14 protein-coding genes are annotated in these 13,560 nt (G+C 31.3%); 3 read left to right on the forward strand and 11 right to left on the reverse strand.

What is annotated here, in order from left to right; translation table 11 throughout:
* From ELQ05_RS07060 to ELQ05_RS07110, 11 genes are all read right to left on the reverse strand, one after another.
* A complete protein-coding gene (locus ELQ05_RS07060; protein ID WP_096702589.1) occupies window positions 1-537 on the reverse strand; it encodes an exporting protein in 537 nt (178 codons plus the stop codon).
* Between the two features lie 2 nt (window positions 538-539).
* A complete protein-coding gene (locus ELQ05_RS07065; protein WP_052782879.1) occupies window positions 540-803 on the reverse strand; it encodes a DUF2018 family protein in 264 nt (87 codons plus the stop codon).
* Between the two features lie 138 nt (window positions 804-941).
* Complete coding sequence (locus ELQ05_RS07070) at window positions 942-1,499, reverse strand: 2-oxoacid:acceptor oxidoreductase family protein (protein ID WP_002870949.1); 558 nt, start codon at window positions 1,497-1,499, stop codon at window positions 942-944.
* Window positions 1,496-2,341 carry a 2-oxoglutarate ferredoxin oxidoreductase subunit beta gene (locus tag ELQ05_RS07075; RefSeq protein WP_002854895.1) on the reverse strand — a complete coding sequence of 282 codons (846 nt, stop codon included), beginning with the start codon at window positions 2,339-2,341 and terminating at the stop codon, window positions 1,496-1,498. The genes ELQ05_RS07070 and ELQ05_RS07075 overlap by 4 nt, the downstream gene beginning before the upstream one ends.
* Window positions 2,342-3,466: a 2-oxoglutarate synthase subunit alpha gene (locus ELQ05_RS07080; protein ID WP_002921590.1), complete on the reverse strand. Its 1,125-nt coding sequence runs from the start codon at window positions 3,464-3,466 to the stop codon at window positions 2,342-2,344.
* 8 nt (window positions 3,467-3,474) lie between these two features.
* On the reverse strand, window positions 3,475-3,786 hold the full coding sequence (locus ELQ05_RS07085) for a 4Fe-4S binding protein (protein WP_052782880.1): 312 nt from the start codon (window positions 3,784-3,786) through the stop codon (window positions 3,475-3,477).
* 13 nt (window positions 3,787-3,799) lie between these two features.
* Window positions 3,800-4,669: a succinate--CoA ligase subunit alpha gene (gene sucD, locus ELQ05_RS07090; RefSeq protein ID WP_052782881.1), complete on the reverse strand. Its 870-nt coding sequence runs from the start codon at window positions 4,667-4,669 to the stop codon at window positions 3,800-3,802.
* 9 nt (window positions 4,670-4,678) lie between these two features.
* The gene (gene sucC / locus ELQ05_RS07095; protein WP_052782882.1) at window positions 4,679-5,842 is read right to left on the reverse strand and encodes an ADP-forming succinate--CoA ligase subunit beta; all 1,164 of its coding nucleotides are present in this window, start codon (window positions 5,840-5,842) and stop codon (window positions 4,679-4,681) included.
* Window positions 5,843-6,745, reverse strand: a complete 903-nt coding sequence (locus ELQ05_RS07100; protein ID WP_052785375.1) for a malate dehydrogenase — start codon at window positions 6,743-6,745, stop codon at window positions 5,843-5,845.
* A complete protein-coding gene (locus tag ELQ05_RS07105) occupies window positions 6,742-8,946 on the reverse strand; it encodes an NADP-dependent isocitrate dehydrogenase (RefSeq protein ID WP_052785401.1) in 2,205 nt (734 codons plus the stop codon). The genes ELQ05_RS07100 and ELQ05_RS07105 overlap by 4 nt, the downstream gene beginning before the upstream one ends.
* A 116-nt stretch (window positions 8,947-9,062) precedes the next feature.
* Window positions 9,063-11,627 carry a DUF3971 domain-containing protein gene (locus tag ELQ05_RS07110; RefSeq protein WP_070316888.1) on the reverse strand — a complete coding sequence of 855 codons (2,565 nt, stop codon included), beginning with the start codon at window positions 11,625-11,627 and terminating at the stop codon, window positions 9,063-9,065.
* Here ELQ05_RS07110 and mltG point away from each other — a divergent pair.
* The 3 genes from mltG to flgC all read left to right on the forward strand — a co-directional run bounded on the left by mltG (window position 11,542) and on the right by flgC (window position 13,558).
* The gene (gene mltG / locus ELQ05_RS07115) at window positions 11,542-12,543 is read left to right on the forward strand and encodes an endolytic transglycosylase MltG (RefSeq protein WP_052785373.1); all 1,002 of its coding nucleotides are present in this window, start codon (window positions 11,542-11,544) and stop codon (window positions 12,541-12,543) included. The two genes, ELQ05_RS07110 and mltG, sit on opposite strands and share 86 nt — an antisense overlap.
* A 79-nt stretch (window positions 12,544-12,622) precedes the next feature.
* Window positions 12,623-13,054, forward strand: a complete 432-nt coding sequence (gene flgB / locus ELQ05_RS07120) for a flagellar basal body rod protein FlgB (protein ID WP_070316889.1) — start codon at window positions 12,623-12,625, stop codon at window positions 13,052-13,054.
* Window positions 13,055-13,063: 9 nt separating this feature from the next.
* The gene (flgC, locus tag ELQ05_RS07125; RefSeq protein ID WP_070316890.1) at window positions 13,064-13,558 is read left to right on the forward strand and encodes a flagellar basal body rod protein FlgC; all 495 of its coding nucleotides are present in this window, start codon (window positions 13,064-13,066) and stop codon (window positions 13,556-13,558) included.
* Window positions 13,559-13,560: the final 2 nt, after the last annotated feature.

Consider the following 13,560-nt stretch of genomic DNA (forward strand, 5'->3'; position numbering starts at 1 on the left):
TTAATTGCTATTATTATTTTCTTTGTTTGTTAATGGTTTTACCTGAGGTTTGTTAAAATTAATCATAGGAACAACCTGATTGTTTTGCGGTGGATTTTGTAAAGCTTTTTTTCTCGGATCTAAAAATTCTACCATTAAACGAGATTCCTTATCTTCTATATAAACTGTAAAAGTTGCCAAACCTTTATTATAACCACTAAATTCTAAAATCAGTCTTGCTCTATCAATATGTGGATTGGTATAATCAGGTATTAAAGTTTGAGTTACCCAATCTAAATTTCTTCTTAAACTCATCACAAATTGACGCGGATATTTGCGAAATTTCGAATGTACGATGATATTAGTATTATCAAACAAAGTCCAATAAAAATCAAAATTTTGCACCTTATCTTCATAGCCTATTTCTTTAATCTGCACACTAGCTCTCTCATCTTTTTTAAGTATAAATTTATAAGTATAATCAAAAGTTGGTTCAGATGCTAAAACATTACCAAAAATAAAAAAAATACAAATTAGATAGGGGCTTATTTTAAACAATTTTAGCCTTCGTGTCCTAAAATTTTTGCGCCTAATTCTATATAAATATCATTTTGTCTTTCTTCTATGAAATCACCATTTTCTAATATGAAATTTTTTACATCCATTTCTGTTAAACCTTGTTTTTCTAAAAGTTCTATCATGGCAATATGATCAGCAAAAAATTCCTCAAAAACTTTTTCTAAGGCTCCTAAATTTCCATTTTGTATAATTTCTATAAATTTTTCTTTTGGAGTTTTATTAAACATTTCATCAAAAAAATCCATTAATTTTCCTTGAAAATATAAGTTTTTGATTATAAAATTTTAATCGTTAAAAGTAGCTAAATTAAAATAATTAAAATTTAAATTTTATTTGCAATATATAAAATTTTAGAAGTTAAATTCCGCATAGTGCGGAATTTATTATGAATGTGGTTTTGCTTGAGTAGCGTATTTTACACCCAGATCAAAAGCTTTAGCATTTGCGTCACGAGTTTTTGCAGGAACCATATGAAGCATAGTTTCTTTTAAAACATCTAAATCTATACATTTGCTCATATAAGCAGCAATTGCAAGTGCTACAACTGATTGAGTAGCCACATTTCCTACCTCATCTTTAGCTATGGTAATAATAGGAATTTCAAAAATTTGCCATTTTTTATAATCTTCACTTTCAGGATGTACTAAATTTGGCTCTACAACTATAATGCCTCCTTCTTTTACACCCCCACGAAAACCTTTATAACCCTTATCTGCGGTTGAAAGCATAAAATCTATCTCTCCTTCTACAGCATAAGGAAATAAAATTTCTTTATCATCAATGATAATATCTACCTTAGTAGGACCGCCACGCACTTGCGAAGTGTAAGTAGAAGCCTTAAAAGCTTGGCGACCTTCTTTAATAGCTGCTTCTGCCAAAATTTCTCCTGCGGTGATAACACCTTGTCCACCTTCACCGCCAAATCTTAATTGATATTTCATTTTAAAGCTCCTAAATCCACCATTCTTTTTTCCTTAGCAGCACGACGCACTTCTTCATAAGCATGGCAATATTCTGGCTGAGAATTATCCTCATGTAAAATTCCTGTTGGAAATTTATCTTTTCTTTCTTCAAAATCCATGCTTTCAAATTTAGCTTTATCTACAACACGGTTTTTAATCCAATCAAGCATAGCCACAGCTTCACCCATTTTGTTTTTTCTGCCTAGATTGATATGACAATTTGAAAAAACATCTACAAAACTATAACCTTTATGTGCTAAAGCTTTGTAAATTAAATTTTCAAGCTTATTAGCTTCAATCACATTGCCCCTTGCCACAAAAGAAGCTCCTGCAGCTTTAGTTAATTCACACGCATCAAAATTAGGGTCAATATTTCCAAATTGAGCTGTTACTGTATAAAAACCTTTTGGAGTAGTTGGACTTGTTTGAGAATTCGTAAGTCCATAGATAAAGTTATTGATCACAATGTGGGTTAAATCAATATTTCTACGACAACCATGTATGGTATGATTTCCACCAATTGCCAAAGTATCGCCATCTCCGCTTACTACAATAACATGTTTGCTAGGATTGGCTAATTTAATACCTGTTGCATAAGCTATTGCTCTACCATGAGTAGTATGAACTGTATTGCAATTTACATAAGAACTCATTCTACCACTACAACCTATACCCGAAACAAGACAAACATCATCCATATTCCAACCAAGTTTTTCTATTGCACGGATAATACATTTTAAAACAACACCATCGCCACATCCCCAGCACCACTGAGTAGGCATTTTATCTACTCTTAGATATTCATCATAATTAAAAGCCATTTATATATTCTCCTTTACCTTAGCAATAATTTCACTTGGAGTGATAGGACGACCATTTGCACGGTGTAAGCTAATAAAATCGCGACGCGAAGTTACTCTTTCAATCTCTTCAAGATATTGTCCCATATTAAGCTCGCTTACCATTACTTTTTTAAATTTGCTTACAACTTCAGCAATTTTTTTCTCAGCCACTGGATAAAGAGTAATTGGACGGAAAAGTCCCACTTTAATCCCTTGTTCTCTTAATCTTTGTATAGCTTCTTTTGCTGAACGACTTACGCTTCCATAAGCAATGATTAAAAATTCAGCATCATTAAGCATATACTCTTCATAAGCACAAATATCTTCTTGATTGTTTTTTATTTTACCTATGAGTCTTTCCATATTTTTTTTCACTATAACTCCATCTTCAGTTGGAAAACCTATATCTCCATGATGAAGTCCTGTAACATGATAACGATAACCTGTAAAGAAAGGATTTAAAGTTGCAGGCTCATTTTCTCCTGCTGCATAAGGTTTGTAATCCTTTTTATCTCCTTCAAATTTTTTACGGTTATACACTTTAATATCTTTTAAATCAGGTAAAACCGCTTTACCATTCATGTGCCCTACAGTTTCATCCATAAGTAAAAATACTGGAGTCATATATTTTTCAGCTAAATTAAACGCTCTAATGGTTTCTGTATAAGCTTCTTCAAGACTTGCAGGAGCAATAGCAATACTTGCAAAATCCCCATGAGTTGGTGCTTTAGCCTGAAACAAATCTCCTTGTGCTACACGGGTTGGAAGACCTGTTGAAGGACCACCTCTCATAACATTTACAATCACAAGTGGAATTTCGGCAATAAATGCAAGTCCTATTTGCTCTGCTTTTAAAGAAATTCCAGGACCACTGCTTGCAGTCATGGATTTTACTCCACTCATTGCCGCACCAATAGCCACACTAATACCTGAAATTTCATCTTCCATTTGTATAAAAGTTCCATCATTTGCAGGAAGCATATGGCTTAATTCATGAGCTATCTCACTACTAGGGGTAATAGGATAGCCTCCAAAAAATTTACATCCACAATCAATCGCAGCTTTGGCGATTAAAACATTACCTGTTGCTATAACTTCTCTCATTATTTTTCCTATGCTAATTTTTTGTATTTGTTATTTTTTACGGCTACAGCTCTATCTTTAGACTCAGCAGTAAGTTTGGCAAATTTAAATTCATCTCTTTTTGCCACCATAATAGCAAAATCAGGGCAATGTGTCTCACACTCGGTACAGCCTATACAGGATTCAGGGTGTACTACCTCTATCATTTGTCCTAAAACTGCATGCACATCATCGCGCATAGCTAAAACCCCAGCGGGGCAATAGCTAACACAAATATTGCATGCTTTACATCTATACTCATCTACCCAAACAGGTGTATCTTTTGGAGCTGTCATACTCATGTTTTTTCCTTTATTAACCTAATATTTTTTGAATTTCTTCACCAATTAAAGCCGGAGAATCCACCACATGAATTCCATAGCTTTTTAAAGCTTCTTTTTTAGCTGCAGCGCTTTCATCAGCACTTCCTACTATGGCACCTGCATGCCCCATTCTTTTACCTTTTGGAGCAGTTGCACCTGCAATGAATGCTACCACAGGTTTGCTAATATTTTCTTTAATAAATTTAGCTGCTTCCACTTCCAAACTACCGCCAATTTCACCTATCATTACAATAGCCCTAGTTTCATCATCTTTTTGGAATTCACTTAAAAGTTCTTTATAAGCAAGACCTATAATAGGATCACCGCCAATTCCTACTGCAGTAGAAATTCCATAACCACCTTGAACTACCTGATTAGCAGCTTCATAAGTTAAAGTTCCACTTTTTGAAATAAGCCCCACGCAACCTTTTTTAAAAATAAAACCTGGCATAATACCTAACTTACATTCTTCAGAAGTGATAATACCTGGACAATTTGGCCCAATGATTTTCATACCCTTTTTATTAGCATATTGCTTAGCAAACATCATATCCTTTACAGGCGTATGCTCTGTGATTACAACTGCAAGCTTAATACCAGCATCAGCTGCTTCAACCACGCTATCACCCACAGCAAAAGCAGGCACAAAAATCAAGCTCACATCAGCCTTTGTTGCTTTAACCGCATCTGCAACAGTATCAAAAACTGGTTTACCTAAATGAGTTTGTCCACCTTTATGAGGAGTAACACCTCCAACTATATTTGTACCATAAGCCATGCATTGCTCAGCGTGAAAAGTTGCTTCTTTACCTGTAAAACCTTGAACTATTACTTTTGTATTTTTATTAACCAATATACTCATTTTCCATCCTTATCCTACTAAACTTTTTACAAGCTCTGCACCGTTTTTAAGATTGGTTGCTGCTTTGATATTTTTAAGATTTGAATTATCTAAAATTGTCTTTGCTTCTGCTGCGTTAGTACCATCAAGACGCACTACAATTGGAATATTTACCTCAACATTCTTAGTAGCTTCTAAAATTCCATTTGCTATCCTATCACAACGAACAATACCGCCAAAGATATTGATAAATATAACTTTTACATTCTTATCTCTTAAAATGATTTCAAAAGCCTTTGCAACAGTTTCAGGAGAAGCTCCCCCACCTACATCTAAGAAATTTGCAGGTTTTGCACCGCTATAATTAATAATATCCATAGTTGCCATTGCTAAACCCGCGCCATTTACCATGCAAGCTACATCTCCATCTAATTTCACATAGCTTAAGCCAAATTCAGCCGCTTCTCTTTCAGCAGGATTTTCTTCGGTAATATCTCTAAGTTCAGCAATTTCAGGATGACGATAAAGTGCACTATCATCAAAACTGCATTTTGCATCAAGGGCATAAAAATCCCCTTCTGCAGTTTTAATTAAAGGATTGATTTCAAGCATATTCATATCTTTATCCATGTAAAGCTTATAAAGTTTAGCTATCATGGAAATGAGTTTTTTGCCTTCATCTTTATCAAGTCCTAAAAATCTCGCTACTTCAAGTCCATGAAACATTTTAAATCCAATTTGTGGATCAATGCCTACTTTTGCAATTTTTTCAGGGCTTTCTTTGGCTACTTTTTCTATATCCATCCCTCCTTCACTTGAAGCGATAATGGTAATTTGCTCTGCCATTCTATTAAATAAAATAGCCAAATAATACTCTTTTACTATATTAGCACCACTTTCTATATAAAGTTTTTGCACGAGCTTACCTTCAGTTCCTGTTTGATGAGTTACCAAATTCATTCCTAAAATTTTACTTGCGTAATCTTTTACCTCATCTAAATTTTTAGCGATTTTTACACCACCACCAAGACCACGACCTCCTGCATGAATTTGAGCTTTAACTGCCCAAACACTACCACCTAATTCTTTAGCATTAGCCACAGCTTCATCTACGCTAAATGCAACTTTTCCCTTTAAGGTAGGGATACCATTATCTGCAAAAATTGCTTTTGCTTGATACTCATGTATGTTCATTTATTCTCCTTTATATTGATATTTGATTAAAGATTTTTCTAATTTGTCTTTTTCTTGCAAACTAAGATCTAATCTCATGATTTCAATCACACCTTCAAGTCCTAATCTTGCCATCACTCCTAAGGCTTTGTTTTGCACTCCAAATTCTCCATGTAAAATCACACTCATAGGTAAAAACTCTCCACTTCTTATAGACTCAAGCATTCTTATACAAGCACTAGCGGGAGCTAAATAAGCTGAAGTTTTAAGATGTTTGATTACTTTAGCTCCACCTGTTTTAACTTCATTTTCCAAATCATCAAATTCTTCTTCATTTAAAAATTCGCTTATATTTTTATTTTTAACACTTGCGTAAGATTTTACCAAAACCATATCATCATTATGAAAACCAATAAGTCTTGTATCCACGCTTGACATTTTGACATTAAGTTTTTTGGCAAGCTCATACTTAAATCTTGCATTGTCTAAAACTCCTGCCATGGCTATAATTTTCTTTGATGAAAAAATTCCGCTTTCATAAAGAGTATTAAGTAGAAAATCCACAGGATTGGTTAAAATAATAAAAAGTGGATCTTCTGTAAAATCTTTAATTTTTTTAGCGCAATCAAGCATAATACTTGTATTTAACTGAAGCAATTCTTCTCTACTTTGCCCATCTTTTCTAACAAAACCTGCACTAAAAAGCACTATATCTGAATTTTTAGTATAAGTATAATCTTTAGTGCAAAGTAAATCTATATTTAAATTTAAAGCAGCTATGCTTTGAGTAAGCTCTAGTTCTTTTGCATAAAGTAAATCCTCATTGATATCTACTAAAACAATTTCATTTGCTATCTCTCTTAAAATCAAAGCATAAGCTACGCTTGAGCCTACATTGCCAGCCCCTATAATAGTGATTTTCATCTTTGTCCTATTTTTTCTAAAATAGCGTTAAAAGTTGCACTTGGGCGCATAATTTTATTTGCTTTTTCATCATCAAATTTATAATACCCACCCAAATCCACTTTCACACCTTGTGCATCGTTAAATTCGGCTCTGATTTTTTCTTCATTAGAAGAAAGCTCTAGGGCAATATCTTTAAAAAAGCTTTGAAGCTCCATATCACTTGCTTGTCTTGCTAAATGATTTGCAAAATACATTGCTAAATAAAAATGACTTGTTCTATTGTCATCTTCTTTAACTTTTCTTGATGGAACTTTATTATTTTCAAGCCATTCGCCTATAGCCTCATCAAGACATTCTGCCAAAACCTTAGCTTTATGATTGCTACATTTATTTGCATAAAATTCCAAACTTGCTTGCAAGGCCAAAAATTCACCCAAACTATCCCAACGCAGATGATTTTCTTCGACTAATTGTTCTACTTGTTTAGGTGCTGAACCCCCTGCTCCTGTTTCAAACATAGCTCCACCATTTAACATAGGCACAACAGAAAGCATTTTTGCACTTGTTCCAAGCTCTAAAATAGGAAAAAGATCAGTTAAATAATCCCTTAAAACATTACCCGTGATAGAAATAACATCTTTACCTTCTCGGATTAACTCTAAACTTCTTAAACAAGCTTCTTTTGGAGCTAAAATAGCTATATTTTTACCCTTTTCTTTTAAACGATTTTGTACCAAAGTTATCATGATTTTATTACTAGATCTTTTGCTATCTAACCAAAAAATGGCCTCGGCTCCACTAAGTTCTGATCTTTCTATACCTAAATCAATCCAATTTAACACCGCATCAAATTTAGCCTGATTGACTCTATAAATATCACCCTTTCTAACCTTATGTTCTAATAAAACTTTACTGTTAGAAACTATTTTAAAAGTCCCCTCTTCCTTAGCCACAAAAGTTTTATCATGAGAACCGTATTCTTGAGCTTTTTTAGCCATTAAGCCCACATTGGATACACTGCCAAGTTTTGAAGGATTTAAAGTGCCATTTTTATGTAAATCTTCAATAACCGCCTCATAAATAGTTGCGTAAGTTTGATCAGGAATTACGGCATTTGTATCTCTTTCCTCACCTTCCTTATCCCACAATCTTGCGCCATTTTTAAGCATTGCAGGCATAGAAGCATCAACGATAACATCGCTTGGAACATGAAGATTTGTAATGCCTTTATCTGAATTTACCATAGAAATATCAGCAGATTTAGCTAAAATTTCATTGTATTTTTTTAAAATTGCATCTTTTTTGCTTGAATTTTCGATCTTACTTAAAAGCTCACTTAAACCATTATTTGGATTAATACCTAATTTTTCAAATTCATCTTGAAATTCGATAAATAATTCTTTAAAAAATACTTTTACCGCATAGCCAAAAAGTATAGGATCGCTTACTTTCATCATTGTAGCTTTTAAATGCAAAGAAAAAAGCACATCATCATCTTTGCTTGCTTTAATTTCTTTTGCATAAAATTCCTGAAGTTTTTGCACATCCATAAAAGTAGCGTCTAAAATTTCATTTTTTTCAAGCTTTAAACCCTCTTTTAAAATTTCACTTTTACCATCAATACTTGTAAATTCTATATTAGCCACACAATCTTGATCGATTAAAACCGCTTTTTCATTAGAGAAAAAATCCCCCTCTTTCATGTAAGAAACACGAGTTTTTGAATTTGGATTAAACTCAACCACACGATAAGGATTGTTTTTTGCATAGTCTTTTACCGCTTTTGTTGAACGACGATCTGAATTTCCTTGTCTTAACACAGGATTAACCGCTGAACCTAAAACTTTTTGATATTTTGTTTTAATTTGCAATTCTTCATCATTTTTTGGCTCATCTGGGTAATTTGGTAACATGTAACCCTTATCTTGCAATTCTTTAATCGCTGCCTTAAGCTGAGGAATAGAAGCTGAAATATTTGGGGTTTTAATAAGATTTGCATCCGATCTTTTTACAAGCTCACCTAAAAGCTCTAAAGCATCTTCACATCTTTGTTCCTCTTTTAAATACTCGCTAAAAGTAGCTAAAATCCTTCCAGATAAAGAAATATCCGAGGTTTTTACTCCTATATGTGCCCTACTTAAAAAAGCTTTCACTATAGGCAAAAACGAATAAGTCGCAAGAGCTGGCGACTCATCTGTTAAGGTATAAGTAATTTGCATTTTTAGTCCTTTAAAATACTTATTTTTATTTTCATTTTTAAGTATATTACAAATAAAAAAAAATGCAAGAGTAAGTTTAAAGTTTGTTTTAGTTTTCAAACAAACTTTAAATATTTTTAATTAAGTAAATTGGCAGGAAGTTGTATGATATTTTTAATAAGATTAAAAGGGGTTTTTAGAGTGTCTGTTAAAATTTCGGTATGAAATTTAGGGTCATCTATACTTCCATCTATTTTTAAGTTTGTACTAATTTCTTGATTTTTACCTAAAATTACATAATTTAAAATTGGAACCTTGGATATAGCTTCTGAAGCTGATTTTAAAGTTTTAAGCTCTAAGCTAAAATCCACTGTATTTAATCTTAAATTTGCTGATCCTAAACCATATATATCTACACTATCGCCATTTAAATTAATAGCCGAAACACTCAAAAGATCTTTTTTTCTATTAAAAATAATCTTTCCATCATGCAAGCTTAAACCTTTTTGATTAAAAGTTGGAGATTTAAACATCAATAAACTTGGTACAGTATCGATAAAGGAAATAAGCTGATTTATACCTTTTAAATCCTTTACATAAGTATTTTTAAAATCAATCTGTCCATCAAAATACTCCAATCCACTTCCTTTTATACTTAAGTTAAATACTCCATCTTGAACAGCTTGTTTTTGCAAAAATTCATTTAAATAATTATCATCGATATTGCTAACGTTTAAATTTAAATCATTAGAAGAATAATAAAGATCAAATTTTGCATTTCCTCTAGAACCTTTAAGATCCAAAGCATTGCCTTTTAAATCAGCCTCTACCCTATCAAAAGCCAAAGTTTTATTAGAATCTGGCAAAATTAAAGCTACATTTGCTCCACCAAAACTAATATTTTGGGTATTAGTAGAAATATCAAATGTTGAATTTGAAGAATCTTCTCTATAAATATAACTTAAATTTTTTAAATGAATTTCTTTATTATCAGAACTTATTTTAGCACTTGCTGTATCACTTTGAGTATGAATTTCGATAATGCCCTTATTTTTTACAATATCAAAGCTATCATTTTCATAAGGAGTTTGACCGTTGATAAGTAAATTATTTTTAAAATAAGCATCATTAACGCTTGCATTAAAATCTTTAAAATTTAAAGTTTTATAATAAACATTTTTAGCATCGATAAACCCAAACTTTTTAAGTAATGGAGAAAATGAAAATAAAATCTTAGGATTATTAAGATTAGCCTCAAATCCATCTTTAAAATTTAAAATCAAATTCCACTGAGGAATACTAATGTTAACATTTTGCGAATAATCTAATTTTACTTCTACATTTTGATTTTTTAAATCTAAAAGCTCTCCATTATCAAAATAAAGCCTTGAAATCTGAGTATTGAAATTTCCTTGCTGTTTTTGTAAGTCAAATTTAGCATTAAAATCAGCCTCTAAAAAGCTATTTTTAACACTAGCATTTTCTATATTTAAATCATTTTGATTTAATATTACAAATGCTTTTGTAATATTAAAATCAGCCAAAGAAATACTAGCATTCTCTAAAGCTAAAATACCACTATAAGAAATTTCACCCTTATCATGAAAATCAATTTTAAGCTCCAAATCACTTTTAATTTTTCCGCTTTTTTGATAAAAAGGTAATGAAAAATGATAATCCTCTAAAGCTTTAGCAAGTTTTTCATCAAATTTTAGATTACCAGACTTAATACGCAAATAAATCCCAGCTTTTTTTTCATCGAACAAATCATATAGATAAACCTTGCTAGAACTTAAATCAGCACCATTATAGAAAGCTTTATTAAAAACAAAATCAAGTTTTTGTTTGTTTAAATTTAAATCGAGTTTTGGAATTTCAATAGCATTCATTTTATCATCCAAACGAACTTTGACATTATTAACATAACCTGATGCGTTAATATTATCTAAATAATAATTATTTTTAGCAAAATCTATAAAGCCCTGCAAATAATCCAAATGATAAAATTCTCCCTTAGCCTTATATGCCACCCAGAGATTTAAACTCTGCGGAAGTTCTATTCTTTTATTAACTCTTTTAAAAATTTCCGTAATATTTCTAATGTTTAAATCTTCTATTTTATAAGCTAAATTTTTATCTTTGTAAGAGATACTTGCGTTAAAGTCAAGCAATTCTCCGCTTGCTCTACCTTGAAAATAATAAAACTCGCTCTTAGTATTGATACTTAAATTTCCATCAATATTTAAATCATAATCTTTTAATAAAAGTTTTTTAATATCAGCTATAAGTTCTTTATTTTGACGCTGTAATGTTAATTTTAAAAATAATAAATCATTATCTATAAAAAATTCATTATCTTTAAATAAAATACGCACATGATTATCTTCTATATTTAAATTTTGTATATCAATCTCTTCAACAAAAGTATATAGATATTTTAAATTTTTTGTTATTTTTAAAATCTCTGTTGAAGCATTATCAGAAGAGTGAGTTTGTGATGAAATTTCGGAATTTTGAGTCTCATTTATAGTGATATTTTTTGCTCGTACAATTAATTTTTTATCTAATTTAATATATAATTGTTCTAATTTTAAAAAATCAAATTGGATACTAGAGATGACAATCCCATTTTTAAGCACTATAAACAAAGCTAATATAAACACAACAAAAAATACAACAATATATAAAATTTTCTTTTTCATACGCAACTTCTTTTTGATATTGTTTTTGGGGATTTTTTATTATCTAACTCAGCCTTTAAAAAGCAATTCTGTGGTATTTATTCCCCAAGGTTCAATTTCTCAAATTATAACATATTTAAAGCAAAATAAATATCAGATGAGTAGTATTGATAAATATATTTTATTTTTTTTAGGACACCCCCAATCAGGCTGGATCAACATAGGTACTAAAGATTTAAATAGGGCTGAATTTCTACATAAACTTACTATTGCTAAAGCAGCACTTCAAACCATTACTCTTATCCCAGGAGAAACAAGCGTAATCTTTTTAGAACAAGCAGCCAAACAACTTGGACTTGATAAAGATATACTTTTAAAAGAATTTCAAGCTCAAGCTCCTTATGATGAAGGAGTTTTTTTACCAGAAACTTATAAAATCCCAAAAGGCATTACAGAAAATCTACTCATTCAAATGCTTTTAAACTATGCTGAAATTTCCAATAAAAAAACTTCTGAGAAAATTTTCGGTGATTATAATCCAAAAAAATGGCACCAATATATCATCATCGCTTCTGTAATACAAAAAGAAGCTGCTAATGAAAATGAAATGCCTATAGTTGCAAGTGTAATTTACAATCGACTTAAAAAAGGTATGAAGCTTCAAATGGATGGAACTTTAAATTATGGAATTTACTCCCATGTAAAAGTTACCCCACAAAGAATAAGACAAGATAATAGCTCTTATAATACCTATAAATTTACAGGATTGCCCAAAGAAGCGGTTTGCAATGTTTCTTTAGCTGCTATTCGTGCGGCTATTTTTCCTTTAAAGACAGATTATTTATATTTTGTGCGTGATAAAAATACTGGGGTTCATATTTTTAGCACAAATATAGATGATCACAATAAAGCCATAAATTTACAAAAAGGAAAATAATTTTGATATTTTTATACAAAATAGTTAAATTGGAACGGTATTTGCTTGTTAATATTAAAAATTATAAAAAGGATAAAAAATGATTAACCCATTTAAATCAAAAGAACTAGTCACTGGTGCTTTAGCGGGTAGAAATCTAAGAAATCAACTCATCAATGCCAATCTTGCAAATGTTGATACTCCTTTTTATAAAGCAAGAGATATTGAATTTGAAACAGCTTTGGTAAATCGTGCAAATGAAATTTTCAAAAAAAATGACAATAAAGAATTGCAATTAGCTGTAACTGAAGAAGGGCATCAAAAACCTTGGAAATTCCCTGATCCTAATAAATCTACTATTTACTTAAGAGATGGTCATTTAGCAAGAAATGATGCAAATACTGTTGATCTAGATGTAGAAACTACAGAAATGAGTAAAAATACAGTTATGATAACAGCTCTTGATGGAGTTTTAAGAAGACAAAGCAATATCTTTAGTTCTATACTTGATGCAAGCTCTAAATTAAGTTAAAGGTAAATTATGGCATACTTAAGTGATTTTGATATTAGTGGTTATGGTTTAAGTGCTCAACGTTTTAGAATGAATGTTATTAGCTCTAATATAGCTAATGCAAACACTACAAGAACAGCTGAAGGTGGGCCTTATAGAAGACGCGAAGTGATCTTTAAAGCAACAGATTTTGATAAGCTTTTAAATGAGCAAATTAACAAAGATAATAATTTTTTAAAATATGAAAATCCTTTAAATGATCCAAGTTCGCCAGAAGAGGCTAAACCCGCTATTCAAAGTGTTGTAGTGGATAAAGTGGTCAGAGATGACAAAGATTTTCGTATGAAGTATGATCCAAGCCATCCTGATGCAAATGCTGAAGGTTATGTAGCGTATCCAAATGTAAACCCTATTATTGAAATGGCAGATTTAATTGAAGCTACAAGAGCTTATCAAGCCAATGTAAGTGCTTTTACAAGTGCAAAAACTATAGCTCAAAGTGCGATTGATTTATTAAGAGGATAATA

This window comes from Campylobacter sp. US53 (genome assembly GCF_004378995.1).
Classification (GTDB): domain Bacteria; phylum Campylobacterota; class Campylobacteria; order Campylobacterales; family Campylobacteraceae; genus Campylobacter_D; species Campylobacter_D jejuni.

What these genes read in the sequence shown, in the direction of transcription:
- ELQ05_RS07065 (WP_052782879.1), bottom strand. Translation starts at nt 803, where the DNA reads ATGGATTTTTTTGATGAAATGTTTAATAAAACTCCAAAAGAAAAATTT.
- ELQ05_RS07070 (WP_002870949.1), bottom strand. Translation starts at nt 1,499, where the DNA reads ATGAAATATCAATTAAGATTTGGCGGTGAAGGTGGACAAGGTGTTATC.
- ELQ05_RS07075 (WP_002854895.1), bottom strand. Translation starts at nt 2,341, where the DNA reads ATGGCTTTTAATTATGATGAATATCTAAGAGTAGATAAAATGCCTACT.
- ELQ05_RS07080 (WP_002921590.1), bottom strand. Translation starts at nt 3,466, where the DNA reads ATGAGAGAAGTTATAGCAACAGGTAATGTTTTAATCGCCAAAGCTGCG.
- ELQ05_RS07085 (WP_052782880.1), bottom strand. Translation starts at nt 3,786, where the DNA reads ATGAGTATGACAGCTCCAAAAGATACACCTGTTTGGGTAGATGAGTAT.
- sucD (WP_052782881.1), bottom strand. Translation starts at nt 4,669, where the DNA reads ATGAGTATATTGGTTAATAAAAATACAAAAGTAATAGTTCAAGGTTTT.
- sucC (WP_052782882.1), bottom strand. Translation starts at nt 5,842, where the DNA reads ATGAACATACATGAGTATCAAGCAAAAGCAATTTTTGCAGATAATGGT.
- ELQ05_RS07100 (WP_052785375.1), bottom strand. Translation starts at nt 6,745, where the DNA reads ATGAAAATCACTATTATAGGGGCTGGCAATGTAGGCTCAAGCGTAGCT.
- ELQ05_RS07105 (WP_052785401.1), bottom strand. Translation starts at nt 8,946, where the DNA reads ATGCAAATTACTTATACCTTAACAGATGAGTCGCCAGCTCTTGCGACT.
- mltG (WP_052785373.1), top strand. Translation starts at nt 11,542, where the DNA reads ATGACAATCCCATTTTTAAGCACTATAAACAAAGCTAATATAAACACA.
- ELQ05_RS07110 (WP_070316888.1), bottom strand. Translation starts at nt 11,627, where the DNA reads ATGAAAAAGAAAATTTTATATATTGTTGTATTTTTTGTTGTGTTTATA.
- flgB (WP_070316889.1), top strand. Translation starts at nt 12,623, where the DNA reads ATGATTAACCCATTTAAATCAAAAGAACTAGTCACTGGTGCTTTAGCG.
- flgC (WP_070316890.1), top strand. Translation starts at nt 13,064, where the DNA reads ATGGCATACTTAAGTGATTTTGATATTAGTGGTTATGGTTTAAGTGCT.